The organism is Bacteroidia bacterium (assembly GCA_033391075.1).
Lineage (GTDB): Bacteria > Bacteroidota > Bacteroidia > J057 > J057 > JAWPMV01.
On the sequence record JAWPMV010000001.1, the window covers coordinates 1,389,954 to 1,411,579 of the forward strand.

A 21,626-nucleotide genomic window follows, 5' to 3' on the forward strand; every position below is an offset into this window, starting at 1 on the left:
TTAGCTACGTTTTATGAATGAATAACAATGAGTATCTTTAAGTACCAAATGCTCCAATTCTGAACGGCCGCACTACAACACAACAAAACCTCAATACTTCCTAATGAAAAGAAGCCACATTGAAGTGCAGGGAGCACGTGTACACAATTTGAAAAATGTATCTATCAAGATTCCACGAGAAAAATTGATCGTGGTTACCGGCCTTTCGGGTTCGGGGAAATCTTCTCTCGCCTTTGATACCATTTATGCTGAAGGCCAGAGGCGTTATATGGAATCTCTATCTACCTATGCCAAACGATTTATTTCGCAGATCAATAAACCGGATGTAGATTTTGTCTATGGCCTTTCTCCCGTTATTTCGATCGAACAGAAAACCATTCAGAGAAATCCTCGCTCTACGGTTGGGACCATGACGGATATCGCCAGCTATTTGAATCTGCTGTATGCGACTATATCCGAGGGCATGGATCCCTGGAAAGAAGAATTATTAGCGATTAAGTCTGCTCCTGTCATACTGGATGCATTGATGTCGCTGAAAGAAGGAACTCAAGTCGAATTACGTGCTCCGATCTATCCGGTTTATGGAGAGGATTTTGCTTTTTTATTCACGGAAATTCGTAAGAAAGGCTATCGAAAGCTATATATCGATGGAAAGCTTTATGACTTGCAGGAAGATTTTGATATAGATGAAAGCCGGGACTATCAGATGGAAGTACTCATCGATAGCTTTCCACTACGAAAAGAGGCAGATAAGGAAATTCTGACCAGTATCAATAATGCCATCCTCATAGGCGATCCTTACCTTCGAATTCGATTACCTAAAGATAAATCAGGGGAAGAGCGACTTTACAAAAAGCTACAAACATCCGAAAGTGGCATCCTGAGTGCTGCCTTGAATCCCAATTTTTTTATGTTCAATGAGCCAGGTTCTGCCTGTCGAACCTGTCTGGGTTTGGGAACTTATATGCGGGTTCATGTCGATTTATTGGTGCCGGATTCTTCAAGGAGTATAGCTGAGGGTTGTTTTATTGAGGAAGCTGCCAAATTTAATCCGGACAATTGGCATGGACGACATATGCATAGTATGTCTCAGCATTATGGATTCAGTTTGGACACTCCCTATAAAGAGCTTCCTGCCAATATCCAGGAGATGCTGTTGTATGGGACAAAAGGAGAAAAATATACCTTGATCTTGCCTCCGGGAGCCAAAGCCGAGAAAGACCCGAGAGCGCGAGGTGCCTGGTATCGGATGATAGGTGATCAGATTGGATATGGAGGAGTCGCGGGAAATATCGAAAGAAATTATAAATGGTACCGGCAACGGCAGGTAGCAAATTCGGGCATGGAGGAATGGCTAAAAAAAGTGATGGTCGAACATAAATGCCCGGATTGTGAGGGAGCCAGATTAAAAAATTCCCGGCAGCGATTTCGAATTGAGGGCAAAAATATCTTTGAATTAGGAGAACTGAGCTTTCAGGAAATGAAGTCTTTTCTGCTAAAGGTGAAGCCAGTCAGAGATAAGGAGGCAGGCCATCAAATCCTAAAAGAAATTGTGGGTCGATTGGATCTCTTATTGGGGATTGGTCTGGACTATCTCAATCTCAATCGAAGGTCTGGGACCCTTTCTGGAGGTGAGGCTCAAAGAATTCGCCTGTCAACCCAAATCGGTTCCGGTTTGATGGGTATGCTATATGTGCTTGACGAACCCAGTATTGGCTTACATCCCAAGGACAATGTCCGCATGATTGCTACCCTCAATCGCTTGCGAGATCTGGGAAATACAGTCATAGTTGTTGAGCATGATGAAGAAACGATTCGAGCGGCAGATTATATCGTGGAAATGGGCCCCGGTCCCGGAATTCATGGAGGAAAGGTTGTGGTAGAAGGGGAAATCGGAAAAGTCATCAAAAGCAAAGACTCTCCAACCGGGCAGTTTTTATCCGGAAAAAGGAAGATCGCCATACCTGAAGTGAGGAGAAATGGCAATGGGCATCATTTACTCATCAAAGGAGCTAAGGAGAATAATCTGAAGAATATTGATGTGGATATCCCGCTGGGGAAATTTGTCTGTGTCACGGGTGCATCTGGTTCTGGGAAAAGTAGTTTAATCCATGAGATTCTGTATAAAGCCCTTTCTAAAAAGATTTATGATAGCCGGATTATCACAGGCGATCACGACTCAATCGAAGGGATGGAGCATGTTCAAAAACTCACCCATATAGATCAATCTCCCATTGGAAGATCCTCGCGCTCCAATCCCGCTACTTATACAGGCTTTTACGATGATATCCGGAAGATTTTTGCATCCACTGAATTATCAAAGGAAAGAGACTACAAAGCCGGGAGATTTAGTTTTAATGTAAAAACAGGCCGCTGTCCTGAATGCATGGGAGAGGGTACGATCAAAACCCAATTGTATTTCATGCCAGACGTGGAGCGTATGTGTGAAACCTGTAAAGGGGCTCGTTTCAATCCGGAGACTCTGCAGGTTAGCTACAAAGGCAAAACCATTGCGGATGTGCTAAATATGTCCCTGGAAGAAGGAGAGGAATTTTTCAAAGAACATAAAAAGATTCACCTTCGAATCAAGCTACTCAATGAATTGGGCTTAGGTTATCTGACCCTGGGACAGTCGAGTACGACTCTTTCCGGAGGAGAAGCTCAAAGGGTGAAACTGGCTTCTGAATTGAGTAAGCTTAGGAGAGGAGCTCATGTTTTATATATTCTAGACGAACCCACTACCGGCTTACATTTAGCGGACATTTCCCGCCTGCTGGAAAGCTTGAATCGCTTAGTTGAAGCGGGACATAGCGTTATCGTTATTGAGCATCACCTGGACGTCATAAAAACAGCTGACTGGATCATTGATTTAGGGCCTGAAGGGGGGCAAGGAGGAGGAGAAGTTTTGGTTGCCGGAACTCCTGAAGAAGTCTCCCAGTTTGAGCGTAGCCATACAGGTCGCTTTCTGAAAGAAAGCCTCTCGTAAAGTCCTTTTTTAGTGATTGTATTGTAATATTTGCAGTCTTTTTGAGACTTTTCATGATCTCTTAAAGTCCTTTTTTGCTTTTCTGGACAGCTAATTCGTGCAACTGTGAGAGGGGAGGGGCGTAGGTGGAAACAAATTCCACATTATGAAAACGAATACTAGCTGCCCCAATTGCGGAAATGAAAATAGCCTACAGGCCTGCTCGCATTGTGGTACTCCTTTGCTCGCAGCCCTGGCAAAGCTTCAACCTCTTCGAGATGAAATTCTTCATGTAAAGTTTTCTACGAACCATAAAAGTCGGGAACTCCTTTCCCGTATCGAACGTTTGGAAAACGAACTTTTAGCCTATCAAAAACCCGAACTAGAAGAAGAATCCAGGCAAGAAGAAATTAGCCCTGAAATCAAAGCCCCTGAACCCAAAGCCCCCGAAGTCAAAGAATCACCCATTGAAAAAGAGAAAGTAATTCCTGCAGCATTAACTGCAGCCGTTTCCTACAGCACAAACCCAAAGAAAAGCAGTCCTAAAACTCAAGCTCCTCCCGTACGAAAACAAATTAAAAAAGAGCCAGTCGAACTTCCGATATGGCTACAGGTGATTCTGGCTCCCCTCTTACAAATGATCGCTTATGTAAAAGGAGTTCATAAGCATTACAAAGAAGAAGGTCGATTGCCTGTCTTCTTTTTGTCTTTGGGAGGCATCGTTGCCATTCTCTTTGGGGTAGCTTATCTCATGCAGCTTGGTCTGAGTTATTTTATGGATATCCTTTCGCCTAAATTGCTGGAAGGAATAAAGATAAGCTTCGCACTTTCCGGGGCAGCAAGTCTTTTGCTCCTTGGATATCGATTCAATAAAAAAGACAAGAAGTACAAAGACTTTGCTTCTGCCTTGTTAGGACTTGGCATCGCAACTTTTTACCTGATCTTCTACTTCTTACCCCAAAACGAATTCTTCCCGGTATTTCAAAATCCGTATTTGAGTCTTATCCTGGTGGCAGCTACTGCTGCTTTGGGGATCTATTCCTCTTTTCGATTCGAAGCCCGGGTTTTGAGTGTTGTCAGTTATCTCGGAGCTTCCCTTATCCCATTGGTGCTGGATGCTCAGGTTCTTGGAGAGCTTTATTTGGGCTTTCTCTTTGTTCTGACAGTTGCTCAAATATATTTGGGGCGAAAGATTGATTGGCAACCCTTAAAACTGATCAGTTTGATTATGGTGGTAGGCGTCATTGAATGGATGATGTTCCTGGGCCCGGATCAGTTGTCTCTATTTAGCCAATTGTTCTTTTTGCATGCTTTCTCCTACCTTTTTATCCTGAGTACGATATGGAAAAAGGAAGGCTGGGTAAAGAATTTTCACAGTGGAAATATCCTCTACCTTTCTTCCTCTCTGAGTATCCTCATTATCAATTCTCTTGGGCTTGCTGCTCAGTTTGAAAAAGCGACTTTGATAGGCTGGATATTTTTGGCCAATGCAGTTCTCTGGGGAGCCATAGTTGCGATCTCTTTTCAAAAAATCAGTGATTCCTTTAAATGGGTGTGTAGCCTCGTTTTGGGAGCCTTCCTGACTTTGTCCATCGTTCTTTTGCTCGATAAAAATTTACTGGCTATAGGATTAGGGGTTGAGGCCTTACTGTTGATGAGTTTTGGATTCCGATTTGCGCTGCCGAGGGTACGGATGGAAGCCTGGTTACTCTTGGGCATTGTAGCTATACGCTCCTTAGTCGGAATGGAGAATTTATTGTTGGAATGGGAAGCAGGAAGCTGGGGAATTGCATTCATGCACCTGATGGTTCTAGGCCTGGCATTCGGAGGAGTATTCGTATTATACAAATGGGCGGATGAGAATATTTCCAATTGGGAAAAATCGATAGGCTATGGCTTGCGTGAATTCCTGACAATCTGGTCGATGGGGAGTTTGATCTTTGTCCTTTCCAGTTACCTGGGAATTTATACCTACAATTTAGCCCTTCTTCCTATGCTTTTCATGATCTATTGGGGCATCAAGCAGCAGCTGCAGATTACGGAAATAGTAGGTTGGGGATTGAGTCTGTCATTCCTACTCGGATATTTCGCTTCGGTCAATGTAGTTGGAAGCATGCATTTTCATGAACAAACCCTGGCCGGAAAAGCCTCAATCCTGGAACTGGGAGCTTTGCTCTGGGGATTGAAATATTTCTACGAAAAGTGGGATCCGGATTCCATGTTTTTCCCCCTTACCGATAGCCTCCGGAAGTTATTCTTCATGATCCTACCCGTGGCCTTTTTGCCGGGGGTAGCACGAAGGTTTCCCGATTTTCTCCCACATGCTGTCTGGCTTTCTGTAGCCATTTCCTACGGCCTGGCCAAATTTAGAAATAGATGGGAGCTCAAGATTGAAACCCATGTACTCGTTCTCCTTGCTAGCATCATGATGTTTTTGCCATTGCAGGAAAGTGGGGTTGCTATGGGAGTAGGAATTTTGAGTCTGATCTTCTTTGGAGAAAAAGCGCATGAGCTCAAATCTTTTAAACTAAGTCCTTTCAAACTTATCCACCAGTATTCTTTTTGGTTCCTTTCTTTAGTCATGTTGCTGGCCATATTAAGGATTGAATGGGATTTAGTTCCGCTGGTGCCCGCCATTTTAAGTATCTATTTCCTATTCCTTTATGATAAAAGGAAGCTATTTGCTCCACTCAGAAATAAAGGCAGACTCCTCTACATTTCATATGCCATAGGCTTGCTTTTCTGTCTGATAAATTTGATCAATATCCTCAGTTATGAGATGTGGGATTCTTTTCACGCACTATCCTTGCTCTTAACAGTATTTCTGCTGGTAATTGATCTGGGAACCTGGCACAAGAAACATGAGCTACTGGGAGCCTGGAAGAAATATGCAAGCGAATTGCGCATCCATTTTTTCTTCATGCAACTCATGATTGTGTTTAGCTATTTGAGCATTTGGACCCTGGCTGCGAGCAATGCTTTCGGAATGGGATTGACCATAAGTCTCTTCATCCATGCGATCCTGCTTCTTTTTTATGCAAGCAAAAAAGAGAGAAGTTGGCTGCAAAGACTGGCATTTGCCATGTTAGCACTTGGGTTCGCAAAATTGATCCTCTTTGATTTCCGAAACTTTGACCTGATATATAAAGTGGGAGTAAGTATCCTCTCGGGTATTTTGATGTTGACGGGAGCAAGGATGTATCTGAAAAGGGGAAAGGTTTAGGAGATAAATAAAGGGAATAAGAATGAGGAAAGTCAGATATAGAAAGCCCGATACATGAAGCTGATGGAATCATCGTATTTAGCAATATCAAACATCCCCCTATACCAGAAGGCTATAGGGGGATGTACATATTTTGCTGTGTTTTATAGGTGATTTATATCCTATTGAACAGTTTTGCGATATCAATCTGCTAGCGCAATACGACTTTCTGTGTCACGCGCAATCCATTTTCGTTTTCCAAACTCAGGAAATAGATTCCAGCACTTAGATTTCCTCTTTCAATTTTCAATTCATTGGCTGTAGTGAAATTTTGATTCAATACTTTTTGGCCATTGATATGAATTAAGCTCAAATTGAGATTTTCCAGTCGAGGGTTTTCAAAACTGATTTGGAAGGAAGCAGAAGATGGATTTGGAAAGACTTTTAACTGTAGTGCATTACGGAAATTTTCATCAATACTTGTAATCATAGCTTCTGACATATCGCAGCTATTAAAAACAAATGCAATGACCGTGTCTATGTCCGATGGAGCGTTCGTGAGATCCAGAGAACGGTTGAAATTTCCGAAGCCGTCGTCTACCCCACAATCAGCACTAAGGCCTGAACCTTCATCATTGCCATTATCAAAACTGTTGTCATTGATAAATTTGTACTGATACATGTCTTTGGGAAGGCGAAGCCTGATTGACCAAATACCTGATTGATTCACGGTATCCGTTGATTCCGTTAAGGCTGTACATCCGGCATCCCATTCCGAACATGTAGTTCCTGCAAAATTATCCTGGAAATTTCCAGCAACGTGGACACCAGGAGCATTTATAGTTACAGCAGACATGTCTACTGCCAGAATTACATTGACACTATCCTGTGCATGCAGTTGTGGCAATAGGACAAGAAAAAAAAGACTAATAATGTAAAAGTTCTTCACATTCATAAAGCTGGTTTTATAGGTTAAGGTTATTGTTAGAATATTTTAATTTATCGGAAATTATATTTTTGTGTCGTAATAATTTCTTCCGAAATATTGTTGTGAGCCGAATTATGCTAATTTTGATGAGCAGTTCAAATCCTCAGAAAAACGTAAACGATTACGAAGTAAACGTAAACGTTTTCGTAAGAAAAGATAATTTGGCAGATGAGCTATTTTCTCAAATTTTCCAGCAAAATCTGTATTTGGAGTCTGGTATTTCTCCTATTCAAGCCGGCTGATATTTTCCCACAGCAATTAAAATTTCAGGAGCAAAGTTTAGCGGCTGGAATCGATCATCTCTACCAGGGGCTGGGATATATGGGATCGGGAGCTGTTTTCTTTGATGCAAATGGAGACAATTTTGAGGACCTGTTTTTGACAGGAGGATTTGCCCCCGACAGATTATTCATAAACAAGGGGGATGGAACATTTAGAGATGCCAATGCAGGATCAGGCATCGGCAAAAATCGAAGTGCGAATACCATTGGAGTAGTTGCAGGTGATCTGGATAATGATGGCTTTCGAGACTTAATCATAAGCACGCGAAATGAAGGCTGTTTGATCTTTCAAAACCTGGGCAATGAGACTTTTCGCGATATCACCCAAAGTTCTGGGATCAGAATATTGGCTGATGGATCACAAGAGAATAAGCAGGGCTTTTCTATTTCTTTGGGAGATGTAAATCTGGATGGCTATCTGGATATCTATGTAGTCAATTGGGTGGATAGTTTGGGCTATCTCTATGATTCTTCCGGGAAATTATCCGGTTTTGAGCATAGCGGGGGAAGAAATCGACTGTTTCTGAATCAGCAAGACCTGAGTTTTCGGGAAGTCGCTCAATCTTATGGCGTGGATGATGCAGGAAGTGGATTGGCATCTGTATTTAGCGATTTTGACCAGGACGGGGATTTAGATCTTTTGATCGCCAATGATTTCGGAGAATGGCTGATCCCTAATGCGCTCTACCGCAATCTTTATCCAGAACCTTCATTTGAAAACATCAGTCAGTCTTCCGCTTTTGATATACCCATGTATGGGATGGGACTTGCGGTAGGGGATTATGATCAGGACATGGATTTGGATTATTATATCACCAATATTGGCAGGAATTCCCTCCTGCAAAATCGAGGCAATGAGCGTTTTGAAGAGGTGAGTGAGACAGCAGAAGTAACAGATACCTATATCTATGATATAGCCCCTTATTTATCTATTGGCTGGGGAGCAGGATTTGTGGATCTCGATCTGGATACAGACCTGGATTTGCTTGTGGCTAATGGCAGGATTGGCTCCACTGAATTTTTCCCTTCTCTGGACTCCATGCCAGACAAAGTCTATCTAAATGAGGGGAATGGCAAGTTCAAAGATTTTAGCATAGAAAGCGATTTCATTCAGTACGGTTTGTCGAGAGGTTTGTCCTATGGGGATTATGACAATGATGGAGATATTGATGTCCTTCTGAGCTGTGTGCCGCATATATATCTGGGTTTGCAGGGAAAAGCAGTCTTATTTAAAAATGAGCAAACATCCGACAATCATTGGCTAAAAGTAAAATTGGAAGGAGTGCTGAATAATCGGGATGCCCTCGGAGCTCAATTGCTCATTTATTCAGGAGAAAAGAGCTGGATACATGAAATCAATAGTGGAGGACAGGGACATAATTCCATGCATTCTACGGTAGCTCATATTGGGTTAGGGGAAAGGAACTCTCTCGACTCCTTGATTGTACGCTGGCCTGGGAGATTGAGCCCCGATCAACATTTCTATAACATCCCGGCAGATCAATTTTTGCTGATTCGGGAAGGCGAAAACAAACTTCAGGAAATAGAAGCTCACATAAACAGCGGAAATGGTGAGCTTTTTCAACTCCATAAACTGCCCAATCCGGTAGAAAAAGAACTGGTGTTGAGCTATTCTTTAGGCTCCCCTATGCATATTCGAATAAGCCTTCTTGACCTTCTGGGGAAAGAAGTTTTAGTATTGCTAGATGAGATCCAGGAAGCCAATCGATTTACTATGGTAAAAAGACTCAACCCTCAATGGACCGAAGGTCTCTATCTAATGAGGATTGAATATGAAGAGCCTGAACAAGGGAAAGTCTTCGAAACGAAAAAACTCTGGCTAAGGCCTTAGGTCTATATCTTCTCAGCATTCATCACCTGAGCCTCTCCTGTCAGATAGGCTTTTCCATCTTCTACACCGACGATCCTGGTTTCAATCTGTGCAATATGCCGATTAGCGTTGGCCATGGTAACGGTGAGAATAGCTTTGTAGGAAACCTCTACATACATAGGCCTCCGGAAAGCCATACTTTGTTTGAGGTAAACCGTTCCTTCTCCGGGAAATTTGGTTCCAATCAATCGACTGAATACACTGCCTGCCAAAAATCCATGCATTATGGGCTTGTTAAAAGAAGTTGCGGCTGCATAGTCCTCATCAAGGTGGATGGGATTATCATCCCCACTTACTTTGGCAAATTGATTTACTTCTTCCTGACTGAAGGAAAATTCTTCTTCGTATACCTGACCTTCCTGTATTTTCATCTTAAATGAGCGTTATCTTCTGAATAAACTGAAAATGGGAATATCTACTGCCAGATTCAGCCCTATCCGAAAAGCATCAATTTCTCTGATGTCTGTTCCTGTACTTGTGATAGAGCGAAGCTTGGGTACATATTGTCCACCCAAAGAAAGGGAAATCGGTTTATTTTTCATACCCCATACAGCATAAAGACCAGGCGAGAGAATTTGTTGCCAACTGATTTCATCGGGAAATCCGACATCATTTCCATTGGTCCAACGATAACTAAAAGGAGCAGCTATGTCGATTACCGAAAAAAATAAAGAAAATGAATGTCCACTATAAGTCGAGCCGGTCAGTTTTGAGTTCTTAAAATTGCGATCGCTGGCAGCCGGATCAAAGGGATCTATGCTTTTCCTGATGGGCCAACTTACACTGATCCCGACAGGAGCTGATACTCCTGCAACCCAACCATCGCCCTGCTCTCCATTATCCTGAATCACCAGTTCCCGACCTACATACAGATTGGGATAGGCTCCCAGTTCCAGGCTGATTTTACTCTTCCGCTTGATTCTGTAAGAGCCGGCGGGTAAGGCATATTTGTACAGTAGGCCTTTGATCTCCGGAGCAGATTTAGCATAAAAAACGTCCAGCATAAATCCGCCATAGAAAGCCAAATACTTGCTGCTATTCTCTAATTGAGATTGGCGCTTGAGGCTTTGCTGAATTTGCTTTGTCAGGCTGGTTATTTCCGTGGTATCCAGCTTTTGGGTTCGCAAGCGATGATTCCAGGATTTGATTTGCTTATTTTCCCGATTGGCTGCGAGTTGAAAAAGTGGTTGCAAGGCTTGTAAACTATGAACAAATATCTTGCTGGGACTTCTGGATTCAACGGCAGGAAGGAGCTGACTGGCAGCATAAACCAACTGACTTTTTCCTTGGTATGATTTATCCATCAATATAGCTTCCGGATTGTCTGGATATTTCAGCTTATAAGCAATTCGCTGGATATTGTTGATCCCATCTGCTGCCAATCTGAGGCTGCTTTCTTTTTGATAAAGGTAGTCTGAGAAAGTGAGGAGTTGGGCTTCCCGATTCAGGCTATCCCCTTTAGGATTTTGAGGAATGTCAAGATCGCTTAGGGACTCATCCATTTGCCTGATCTCGGCAATGATCTCCTGTTCCATCTGGAAAATGCTATTTGGCATTTCTTTCATCTGATGTGCATAGCTTTTTCCATTCCCTACATAAAAAGCCTCATAATAAGCAGGCGATTTCTGGTACTGGAGAGCAATAAAGAGTTCTTCTCCCCGATTATTTAGTTCGTAGCCAAAATCTGGATTATACCAGCTTCTTGAATTGTTTATTGAGGTGCGAAAATCATGAAGATTATTCTTTACTACTGCCAGTGCCGAATCCATATAGGCGCCTTTGTTCAATTCTTCCATTTTCAGGAATTGGGAAAGAATGTAATTGCTAGGCCTTTCACTCTTTTCAAACCAATCCGTAAAATGCAGGGCCATAAGAAAGACCCGGTAATCACTCCGCTGTTTTAGAAACAGGAATTTTGGACTCTCATTGATCATACGTTCCATGCTCAGTGGCAAGTCTCGAATGTCTCTTACAAAAGCTGTTTTCCAGGATTTCCCCAAAGTCGGAATATGGAAAAATTCACGGTTTTGTAGCAAGGAATAGGTATTGGTGAATAGATAGCGCAGTTCGGGTACACTGTCGATTCTGCGTTGAAATTGATCAAAGAAACTTAAGATCAGCTCCTCCCGAGTTCTTTCTACTAAAAATTGAGCAGTCGCATCTATCAATTGGGTGCTTGGGAAGATTCCCGTTCCCTGACTTAGAGGCCCAAAGCCTTTAGCCGGAGGAATGACTGGAGGGGGAGGGGGCATTGAAGTAGCAGGGGCATTTGTTTCCGCTACTTCTTCCTCAATACTGTCATCTCCGAGTCCTCGGTCTTTATCATCTGAGGTTGCTTTCTTCCAGGCTGCTCCTACTTTTCTTCTTTCTTGAGAGGGAATCCGTCGAAGAAAACAATTGGCAGTCTCCTGATCTATAACAATACTATCTTCTGCCAGGAAAGCGCTGAAATCATTAGGATAGTCATTTCGACATCTCCGTAATTCCCTATAATACCTTTCAGATACATGAGACTTTAATTCCTGATTGATCGCAATTTCGTCTTTCAATTCCTGGAAACTATTCATAATGTTTTCATCAGGAATCTGCAGGCTATCTCTATCCCCTTGAAATGCCTGATGCAATTCTTGAAGTCGATCGAAGAGTTCCTGTGTAAATATTTTATTCTCTATAAAAATCTGGGGAATCCGTCTCTCAAATATTTCATTGACAGAATCCCGCAAAGATTCAAACCTCATACAAAGGAGCATTTCATCATTGAGCAGGATCAATTCATTGTCCAGAAAAAGCTCATAATCTTCGGGGAAGTCAGGCTCACAAATCAATAAAAAGGGATACTGGGAAGAAGGAACCTTCTGCTGCTTATCCATTCGATTTAGCTGAAACTGATACTGTAAGTCTGCAACAGCCTGAAGGTTTGGGATGAAATTGGTATCGAAAGGGGCTTGATAAAATCGATAGGTATTGAGGATCGATAGGGTATCCACTTCATATCCGGCTTGCAGGTAATCTTGAAAAAGTCCGCTTTCTACATAATCCTTAACCACAGCTTCATTCTTTTGTAAAGAATAAGCCCGGTCAAACAGGACCGTATCTTGAACAGGCTGAGCTTTGAGGTTTTTAAATTTTCTGGCTGCCTCGTTTTCTGAATGTTGAGCGAAAAGTGAATGAGAAAGTATAAACAGGTTAAGCAGGAGTAGGTTCTTTAAACTGCCTTTCATTGTGTGTATCTAATCTGAGACCAATATATGGGAATTTTTTCTTTCCCCCTCTCTACAACGTAATATTCATCTCCAATTGCATAAAGGGTCGAAAAAAAAGACTGGTCTTTCTGAGGTCTTCTTCTCTAAAATTCCTGCCCAGCGTAGAAAATTGTTCCAGTTCGAAAAACTTGAAATTCTGTACCTGGAACTGCCACCAGACATTGAGGTCAAGGCTGGCGGGTTTTCGATGAATAAATCTGATTCCCGTTTGGGGGCCTGTTTGGTGGTAGCGTATGTGAAGGTTTATGGGAGTAAGGATATTGCTGAAATTAGTCATCGAGGTATTCTGAAACCGGAATTGCGAGAAGTGTTTATAGCCTACGTTAAGGAAGAGTCGAGAATTTTCCCATTTGGTAGGTACAAGCAAGCGATTATTGTGATCTAAGAGATAGGTGGTAGTTGTATCCAGGGTAGTTTCAGTAAATGCCTCCCAATTCAGGTAGGAAACATGAATCTCTTTGCGATACAGTTTAGTCTGACTTTCCCATTTATTGTTTGGGCGATATCGAAAGTCGAGTCGGGACTCCAGATTTCGTGTAGATCTATCAGTCAAATTCCTGTCATTGAAGTCTTTTACATTATAGGTGACATAAACATATTGCTCTCCACTCAGGCTGAGTTTGTCGGTCATTTGCCAGCGATAATCAAACTCCATCCGGAGGGTTCTTTGGGTATAATTGTCCTGGCTTCTTTCGGCAAATAGGAAGGCATATTTCCTGACCAGTCCCAGAATCTTGTAGCGGGTTGAGAATTTCCGAGACCAGGTTCCTCGCCATTCAGCGGTAAGGGCATAATTGAGTTCGTCGTGGTCATCGAAGTTCTCCTCTGCCGGGGTATCATATTGAAGGTACCGATTAGAGCCAGTGAGGGAAAGGGTGTGTTTGGTATTTACCGGATATTTGAGGTAGAGTTCTATATTGGTGAGGCGGCGAAAATAATCTTTCTGGCGTTCCCGCAATACCAGTCGATCAAATTCTCTATCCACCAATTGTTGAGAATTCTCCAATTCATAGCTACGGGTGAGGTAGAGGTATTCGTATTTGAAGAAGCCGCTCAATTTTTGAGCAGCCAGGGAGATTTTTTGCTGGGAAAAGATATTGACTTGATTGAATCGAAGGTCATTAAATTCTGCTTCAGGAGCTGTGAATTTTTCATAATCAAACTCCCGGCGGGTAAGCGTCAAGGTATTATTAGATTCCCAGTAAACCCCATCCAATAACTTATAGCTCAGCCCTAATTGCCCACTAACAGTATCAGATTTGATCTTTTCGATGGATTGTAATTTGTAATCATCCAGTTCATTTCCTCCTACCCTCAATCCAAAAGAAAGGGCCGAAAATTCGTTGAAGTTGCGTGAGTAAAAACTGGAGAGCATGATATTTCTCTGGTGTCGGGGACGGATGTACTTGGCTCTTGCCATGCCCCTGATCTGGAGGAAGCTCCCATCTTCAAATCGTTTTTCTGATTCGATGAAAATTGCCGGACTGAGGCCTTTATCCAAAATACCCGAACGCTGATCCCAACTATAGCCGATCAAAGGTTTGATTTCCAGAAAGGGATAGGGTTTAAACTGGACTCCACCATATGCACTATATCTGAAGCTATTGCTATTGAAAAATTGATCACTTTCTATCCAGGAAGTCAACTCCCATTTGGGTTTTAGTTGATAGTATTGCCAGATGTGATTTCGGATGTACAGTTGGACTACGGGATCATCTAGTCTGCTATTGAGAAGATTGTCCAAATACAGTCGCCATTCCAGTCTGTATTTGCCCTTTTTGTAGCGGTGGAAAGACTCCAGGCGGGTGGAAAAAGTGAAATTATTTACTCTACTAAAATTCAGGCGCAAAGATGGCTCGCTCTCCAGAATCTGGGATTGAGAAAAGAGCTGATCTGTCATGCAGAAACAGATCAAGAAACAGTAGATATAAGCTATTCGCAGTGTCAATATGCTCAGGTTTCCTTTGCACCTGACAAAATACCAAGAAAGCCAGAATTTCTAAGGGTTATTTTTGGGTAGGGGAGTTGAATGTCAGCGCAAAGCAATTATTTACATAAACCGCCTGTCCTTGCGAAGGAAGTGAAGCAATCTCCTTCACTTCAAATAGGCTTTTTTGTAGTTAAGGGGATTGCTTTGCCCATTGTACAGGCTCGTAATGACAGGAATGTTTGAGTTAATTAAATTGTCATTCCGAACGAAGTGGAGGAAACTGATGTTTGTTTCTGACTTAAATGGTGGAAAGGCAGAGGGTAAGGTTTAGGCCCCTCAACGGGGCTCGGGGTGACATAGTTGGTTAGGGTTTATTTTACTCCGGACGGAAATCGGGATTGCTGAGGAAATTGGGATCGCTGAAGGTTTTGAGGAAGGCTATCAAATCCTTTTTTCCTTCTTCATCAATCAAAATATTGAGCATGAGGGGATCGCGATTTACATGCGGCTGTCCACCACTTGCGTAGTGGTCAACTACTTCTTCCAGTGTTTGGAATCTGCCGTCATGCATATAGGGAGCTGTATGTTCTATGTTCCGCAAAGTAGGAACTTTAAATTTGCCTACATCTCTGGGGTTCCGGGTGATTTCTCCCAGGCCACGGTCTTCGTAAAACTCATCCAGGGCATTATTTCTGAAGGAACCATTTGCCCTGTCGTCCAGATTAAAGCCTCCATGACAATGGAAGCATTCAGCATGACGAGCATTTGATCTTTCAGCAAAAAACAACTCAAAACCTCTCCGTTCCTGAGCGCTAAAGATCGAGGTATCCTGAGTTGCCAAAAACTGATCATATTTGCTCTCAGAGCTGATAAGGGTTCTTTCAAAAGAAGCCAGGGCTCTTCCTATATGAATAATCGTTGCTGTATCGCCAAAGGCTCTCTTAAAGAGCTTTTGGTACTTATCGCTGGCATTTAATCTCCTCAGGACTTCTTCCTCTGTATTATCCATTTCCAGGGCATCAAATATAGGCCGCGTAGCCTGATCTTCGAGGCTTGGGCTCCGACCATCCCAGAAAAAGCTATTGGCATAGTAGAGATTGACTAAGGCCATAGAATGCCTAAGCGTTTGATTCCCATCAATGCCGGTACTCAGAATCTTGGGATCGGCGAAACTAAGCTCTGGTGGATGACAAGTCGCACAGGAAACGCTTTGATCTCTTGAGAGCAAGGGATCGAAAAAGAGGGCTTTCCCCAAATCAATTTTTGCCTGCGTAAGCGGGTTAGTCGAAGGAATTTCAGGGCTCCGAAAATGATCCGGCACCTCAAGAATGACAGGAGTGGTGTCTACCTCATCCTCCGGAGGTGGTGGAGGCGGAGGATCGGGTTCGCAGGCAATAAGGGAAAAGGCCAATAATATGGCCCCCAGTTTAAAGAGGATATGTAGTTGGCCTTTTCTCAAGTAGTTTATTCTTTTTTACTGAGGGCATTGTTAATGAAATTCTCGGTAATCGCTTTGGCCACGGAGAAAAAATCACCGGTATGGGTGATATTGTCATTGATCATGTCGACAGACTCATTGGCATTGTAAAACATTTTGGTGGGATCAAGATCGAAACCATAGGTATATGTTGCACCATTCTTTACCTCAAATCCATCTGTTGCTCCTTTAAACTCCAGACTACTATAAAGCGTGTCCATTCCGCAGTGATACAAAAATCCCAGATCCATAGGGCCATCCTTGGTATCAGAATCGTCAATAAATCCATCAGCCATGATAAATCTGTATCCGGCATTCCAGGTCCAGTGTTTTCCTCTAAACTCACTTAAAGGATGCTCGGCAGGATAATTAGTGGGGTCAGAGTGGTTAGCAACTTCAGGAACACCAATTCCAAATGAAATCCCCGTATATGTTCCAGCAGGTACATTGAAATTTTGAAAGAGCCTATCACCTTCATTATCGGTTCTCACATCTACCCAGTCATAAAGAATAAACTCAGAGCTATCTGATTCCCGGATGAGTTTCATACTTTCTCCATTTTCCTTAAAAAGGGTTATTTCTGAAACGTAGAAGCTGAAATTTTCAAAATAAAACTTCCTTCCTTCATTATTTTCGAAAACCGGAAAGCCATCTACAGCTTCTCCTGTATCTCCATTTCTGGAAAATGAAAGGGAGAAAATACCGTCTTCTTCGGGTGGATTTTCTTCACAAGCAATAAATGAAAAGGAGAGGGCTAAAATGAGTATGACTATATGTTTTACTTTCATTGTGTTAGTTGAAGGTTAAAAGAATAACTATGTTTTCCCTGTATATGTTAGTGTATTGATTTTATTTTTTACCTAAGCCTTTCTAGCTTCGCGGAGGAGAATATGTAGGGTAAAAAAATATCCCCATCAAAACATCTACAATTTATCAAAATTACCACAATGACTGAAGAACAAAAGTCATTTCAAAGACTAAATGAAATCGTTTTTGAATTGCGGGAGAAATGTCCCTGGGACCGTAAACAGACCAAGGAAAGTCTACGACATTTAACTATAGAGGAGACCTATGAATTAGCTGATGCAATCATTCAGGGAGATTATGAGGAGATCAAAGTAGAATTGGGGGATTTGATGCTCCATTTGTTGTTCTATGCGAGTTTGGCTCAGGATAAAGGGAAGTTCAATATTCATGAAGTTCTGGAAAGTCAGATTGAAAAACTGATCCGACGCCATCCGCATGTCTATGGCGATATGGTAGGGGCATCGGAGGAGCAGATCAAGAAAAACTGGGAAGCGATAAAAGCACAGGAACGAGCCGAATCTGGAAAAGAACGTTTTCAATCGGTTCTGGATGGTGTTCCGGATAGCATGCCATCTTTAATCAAAGCCCATCGTATGCAAGAGAAAGCTGCACAAATGGGATTTGACTGGCCGGATATCGATCAGGTGATGGACAAAGTGCGGGAGGAATTGGAGGAGTTTGCCAGGGCCGAAAGTCCTGCAGAGCGTGCAGACGAGATGGGAGATATCCTCTTTTCCCTTGTGAATTATTGTCGTCATGCAGGAATCAATGCCGAAGATGCCCTGGCCGGTACCAATCAGAAATTTAAAGATCGCTTTCAATTCATGGAAAAGAAAGTGAAAGCGAGTGATCTGAAGTTGCCAGAATTGAGTTTAGAGGAAATGGACAAATATTGGGAAGAGGCAAAGAAAGCTTTAAAAGCCTAGACTATTTTAGCCTCTTCCAATTCAAGGGTCAATCTATTTCGAGTCTCCTCATAGGCTGTTTTTGCTTCTATATAGTCAGCAGCTTTTGAGTTATGTTCAGCAGCATGGGCCAAAAAGGCCAACGTGATGATAAAACCTCCAATAAAGACGATCATTTCTGACAAGTGGCTTGCCCACCCAATTGATGCACACAGGCTTATCAGACCTAAGATACTGTAGAGCTCAGCACTTCTCGAACTAGGTTCCTTGACCTTAGCATTGTTTTTAAGAATGACCAAGGGTTCTTTTGTGATCTCCCACTCTTTCTCCAATTTATATAGCTCATTTTGAAGTTTGTGGATAAGACTTTCCTGATCCAAAGGCTTGGGAGGAGCAACTTTTATAGAGGACGCACAATATGCGCAAGTTAGAAATTGCTTATGGCCTTCAAGTTTAACTGAAGCACCACAATTGTTGCAGGAAACGATAATGGTTTTCATGTGTTGAAACTTTTCTTAAAGACTCATTTTTAGAGAAAAGGTCCAAATTTCGCGCATGAGAGCCTTTACTTATTCTATAGATGCTCTCGCCTTTTCAAGTGCTTCGGTCAATTCCTTTTTTGCTCCCTCATAGTTCGATTTTGCATCTTCATATTTTTCTGCCTTGGAAGTATGATTGCTAGCAAGTGCAAAAAGGATCAGAGAGAAAAACAAGCCGAAGACAAAGAGCATTGCCATCTCAGCCTTGTATGCCCAGATTCCAAAACCCAATAAGACGACCAAACCCAAAAATCCTGTGATCTGTCCTGTTAGGGTAGAAGGTACTTCCAGGCGATTTTCACCGTCCTTGATCATTAGTTCTGCTTCTTGCTTCTCCCATTCTCTTTCCAGGATTTCCAGGTCATTTTGAATTCGAATAATCCGGGTGTCCTGAGCAATCTGGCTAGTTTTTTCATCTATCCCTTCCAAAACCTCCGTAAAGGTGCTTCCGCTGCTTCGAATCACCTTGAGCGAAGAGCCGCAATAATTACAATTCAGGAAGTTGGTTTGAGTTGCCAGATGTATAGAAGCTCCACAATTGTTACAGGGAACACTGATTGTTTTCATGTATTTATACTTGAACTAATGATCTTTTATAGGGTTCAGGGTCGAAAAATCCGATTTAATTTCTCAATCATTTAAATTAAACATAGGTGCCAGAATAAATATAATCATCAAGATGAAAGGGATGGCAAGTTCCCCTCCTGTAGCTCCTTGAGAAGCAAATAGGACAAGGCCAGCGAAGGAGATAGCTGCTAAAATGGAGAAGGGAGAAGAAAAAGAGCCGGATGAATGCTTGTTTTTATATAAATCATTCCTCATTCGCTCAAATTCAATCTCTTCATGATGAAGCCTATCCATCTCACGGTGATGATTGAAATGTTCTTCTATTTCTCTTTGATGATCGAAGTGCTGATCATCATGATCATGAAAATCGTGCATAAGGCTGTGCGTTTTTTAGTAAAGACCTATAGGTCGAGGAGAAGTTTAAATAGTAGCGTTTTTTAGCTGATATTTTCCTAATGCTGTATTTGCTGAAAATTATTGTAAGCATCAATCTTTTATGAGTTTGTATTTGACACTTGCACCTGAACTTTTCTAAGCCTCAATCAACTTGATGCAAAAGGAAAATTTGTATTATATGGCCCCTGGCTACTTTTTCAAAAACTCCCGTATATCTTTTGCTAATTGTTCAAAGTCTGGTTGATGGTTATACATCATGTGCCCCCCTTCATAATAGGTGAGTTTGACCTGATCTGTGGGGATGCCATTTCTTGAGAAAGTATATTCTGCATCAAAAAAAGGGGTGATCAAATCATAATATCCACAAGCCACCAAGACCTTCATCGCCGGATTTCTGCGCATCGCTTTTGAAAGGCTACGGCTGGTTTTTACATAAGAAGGTTCCCAATAGGCTCCATCCGGAACAGTTCTCCATCGCCATTTACTGCCCAATTTGCCATTGCTTGTTAAATAAGGCCGGTCCATTTCGACTTTGAGGTCCTTTGCGAAATAGTGATTGAGGGCGGCTGTGTAAGCTGAAGAGATTTGATAGGAGGAAGCATCCCCCAAGGTGGGCCTTTCGGCTACATCATCATCCTCATCTCCAAAATAACGACCATCGAGACGTCCTATCGCCATACCGTCCTCTCGCAGGAGCTCTTTTTGAAATCTACCCATGAGGATGCGTAGTTTCGAACGTATGATATAGGATTTATCTAAACCTGTGAAGTAGGCGAGCTTATCCGCAATTTCATCTTTCTCCTGCTCCGAAAGTAATGCTCCCTTGTATAAAGCGGGTGTATAATGATTGTAAGTGAACTGACGACTTTCCTCTACAAATTCTTCCAGACTTTTTCCCTGACCTGCTTTTTTATGGTACCAGGCAGTAGCGGCCATGCTGGGAAGGTAAGTTACATAAGAAGTTATGTTATCATGTGTGGAGGTTGAGCCGGCATAGTCCAGGGCCTGTGAAATGAGAATCAGGCCATTGAGTGCCATGTTTTGTCCGCCTCCTTCCAAAACTTCTGAAACAGCTGCTGCACGCGTGGTGCCAAAACTCTCTCCTGCAATGTATTTGGGAGATTGCCAGCGCTTATGCTTGGTGATCCATTTTCGCATAAACTCGGCTACCGAAGTAGCATCTTCCTTTAATCCCCAATAATCCTTTTCCTTTCCTTTACCTATCACCCTGCTATATCCCGTCCCAATCGGATCGACAAAGACCATATCTGTCAGGTCCAGTAAAGAATGTGCATTGTCAACAACCTTGAAGGGAGCTGCGCCATCATCCATTTTTGCATCGCTGTCTGTCTGAACCACTTTGGGGCCAAAGAATCCCATATGTAACCAAACCGAAGCTGAGCCTGGACCCCCATTAAAAATGAACATGACAGGCCTTTGACTGTAATCATTAACGTCAGTTTTGAGATAGCTTACAGACCAAAAGGAAGCCAGGGCTTCTTCTTTCGCATTGTATAAATAGGTCTCATTTGCTAAGACTTTATATTCAATCGATTGCCCCTGTATGTTGATCTTGTGTTTACTTTCAAATTTTTTGGCAGGGCCAATAGGCAAAGGTTTTTCTTCCTTCTTTTCCTGACTAAAGATCTGACTGGAAACCAGGAGGAGAAAACAGAGAAGTAGGGAGTAGCTCTTTTTCATAGATTTGGGAATTTAGAGCAATATAATTCTTGTTTTACTCAATTCCCCAAAGCAGCTAAGTTGGCAAAGCTGATAAATTTGAAAAGAAAAGGAGGGCTCTGCGAACTGCAAAGCTCTCCATTGGAAATAAGGGCATTTAATTTCTAATATCGAGTGATCTCGGCTTTTGGTTTAAGGTTTTTGATTGCTTTCCCTTATTAAAACGGAGGTGCTGATTGGCAGTTATCACAAGAGGATAAAGCTTTTCTAACAATTTGTTAAAGAGACTGATGATAGGATAGGAGAGAGCACTTTATGGACTAAAGTGCTATGGGCCTGTGGATTTTCCTGCCAAAATACTTGCCACTAAGGGATCGAATTAGCTATTTTTGCCCACCTAAAGGTGTTTTAGTATGCCCCTGTAGTTCAATGGATAGAATAGGAGTTTCCTAAACTCTAGATCCAAGTTCGATTCTTGGCGGGGGTACGAAAAAAGAGACAGATAAGTATCTGTCTCTTTTGTTTTAGGAATCGATCTTTCCCTTCAAAGCGTCTATCCTTCAATCTGTATTTTGCCACTCTTAAGCTCAGAAAAGTCTGCAGAGTAAATCAAATACCTGGGTGACCGAGTGCTATAACAGTAGGTATAGGATTGATTGCGATTGGCTGAGTCGCTGAAAATGCCCATGATTTTTTCAGCCTAGGCAGTTTTCTTCATGCCTCTATTTCTGTATT

General features: G+C 42.2%; 14 protein-coding genes and 1 tRNA gene. 5 read left to right on the plus strand and 10 right to left on the minus strand.

Annotated features, from left to right (window positions below; translation table 11 throughout):
- Window positions 1-103: 103 nt before the first annotated feature.
- Both uvrA and R8P61_05450 read left to right on the plus strand, forming a co-directional pair.
- A complete protein-coding gene (uvrA, locus tag R8P61_05445; protein MDW3646480.1) occupies window positions 104-2,986 on the plus strand; it encodes an excinuclease ABC subunit UvrA in 2,883 nt (960 codons plus the stop codon).
- Window positions 2,987-3,131: 145 nt separating this feature from the next.
- Complete coding sequence (locus tag R8P61_05450; GenBank protein MDW3646481.1) at window positions 3,132-6,188, plus strand: DUF2339 domain-containing protein; 3,057 nt, start codon at window positions 3,132-3,134, stop codon at window positions 6,186-6,188.
- Window positions 6,189-6,378: 190 nt separating this feature from the next.
- On the opposite strand, the gene R8P61_05455 is transcribed toward R8P61_05450, so the two are convergent.
- Window positions 6,379-7,122, minus strand: coding sequence for a T9SS type A sorting domain-containing protein (locus R8P61_05455; GenBank protein MDW3646482.1), 744 nt, complete (start codon window positions 7,120-7,122; stop codon window positions 6,379-6,381).
- A 201-nt stretch (window positions 7,123-7,323) separates the two neighbouring features.
- Here R8P61_05455 and R8P61_05460 point away from each other — a divergent pair, with 201 nt between their 5' ends.
- Window positions 7,324-9,288 carry an FG-GAP-like repeat-containing protein gene (locus R8P61_05460; protein ID MDW3646483.1) on the plus strand — a complete coding sequence of 655 codons (1,965 nt, stop codon included), beginning with the start codon at window positions 7,324-7,326 and terminating at the stop codon, window positions 9,286-9,288.
- 2 nt (window positions 9,289-9,290) lie between these two features.
- Here R8P61_05460 and R8P61_05465 read toward each other — a convergent pair whose 3' ends face one another.
- From R8P61_05465 to R8P61_05485, 5 genes are all read right to left on the minus strand, one after another.
- A complete protein-coding gene (locus R8P61_05465) occupies window positions 9,291-9,698 on the minus strand; it encodes a MaoC family dehydratase (protein ID MDW3646484.1) in 408 nt (135 codons plus the stop codon).
- A 12-nt stretch (window positions 9,699-9,710) separates the two neighbouring features.
- The gene (locus R8P61_05470; protein MDW3646485.1) at window positions 9,711-12,548 is read right to left on the minus strand and encodes a hypothetical protein; all 2,838 of its coding nucleotides are present in this window, start codon (window positions 12,546-12,548) and stop codon (window positions 9,711-9,713) included.
- Window positions 12,549-12,600: 52 nt separating this feature from the next.
- Entirely contained in the window at window positions 12,601-14,490 is a 1,890-nt protein-coding gene (locus tag R8P61_05475) for a hypothetical protein (GenBank protein ID MDW3646486.1), read from the minus strand.
- 406 nt (window positions 14,491-14,896) lie between these two features.
- Window positions 14,897-15,979 carry a cytochrome c peroxidase gene (locus R8P61_05480; GenBank protein MDW3646487.1) on the minus strand — a complete coding sequence of 361 codons (1,083 nt, stop codon included), beginning with the start codon at window positions 15,977-15,979 and terminating at the stop codon, window positions 14,897-14,899.
- Between the two features lie 5 nt (window positions 15,980-15,984).
- The gene (locus R8P61_05485) at window positions 15,985-16,785 is read right to left on the minus strand and encodes an MbnP family protein (protein ID MDW3646488.1); all 801 of its coding nucleotides are present in this window, start codon (window positions 16,783-16,785) and stop codon (window positions 15,985-15,987) included.
- Between the two features lie 159 nt (window positions 16,786-16,944).
- Here R8P61_05485 and mazG point away from each other — a divergent pair, with 159 nt between their 5' ends.
- A complete protein-coding gene (mazG, locus tag R8P61_05490; GenBank protein MDW3646489.1) occupies window positions 16,945-17,730 on the plus strand; it encodes a nucleoside triphosphate pyrophosphohydrolase in 786 nt (261 codons plus the stop codon).
- On the opposite strand, the gene R8P61_05495 is transcribed toward mazG, so the two are convergent.
- The 4 genes from R8P61_05495 to R8P61_05510 form a co-directional block, all read right to left on the minus strand.
- Complete coding sequence (locus R8P61_05495; protein ID MDW3646490.1) at window positions 17,727-18,209, minus strand: hypothetical protein; 483 nt, start codon at window positions 18,207-18,209, stop codon at window positions 17,727-17,729. The two genes, mazG and R8P61_05495, sit on opposite strands and share 4 nt — an antisense overlap.
- Window positions 18,210-18,278: 69 nt before the next feature.
- Window positions 18,279-18,815 carry a hypothetical protein gene (locus R8P61_05500; GenBank protein ID MDW3646491.1) on the minus strand — a complete coding sequence of 179 codons (537 nt, stop codon included), beginning with the start codon at window positions 18,813-18,815 and terminating at the stop codon, window positions 18,279-18,281.
- A gap of 63 nt (window positions 18,816-18,878) precedes the next feature.
- The gene (locus R8P61_05505; GenBank protein MDW3646492.1) at window positions 18,879-19,190 is read right to left on the minus strand and encodes a hypothetical protein; all 312 of its coding nucleotides are present in this window, start codon (window positions 19,188-19,190) and stop codon (window positions 18,879-18,881) included.
- A 210-nt stretch (window positions 19,191-19,400) separates the two neighbouring features.
- Window positions 19,401-20,912, minus strand: a complete 1,512-nt coding sequence (locus R8P61_05510; GenBank protein MDW3646493.1) for a peptidase S10 — start codon at window positions 20,910-20,912, stop codon at window positions 19,401-19,403.
- A 394-nt stretch (window positions 20,913-21,306) separates the two neighbouring features.
- Between R8P61_05510 and R8P61_05515 the strand changes: the two genes are divergently transcribed.
- Window positions 21,307-21,378 (plus strand) — tRNA-Arg (locus R8P61_05515).
- Window positions 21,379-21,626 lie beyond the last annotated feature (248 nt).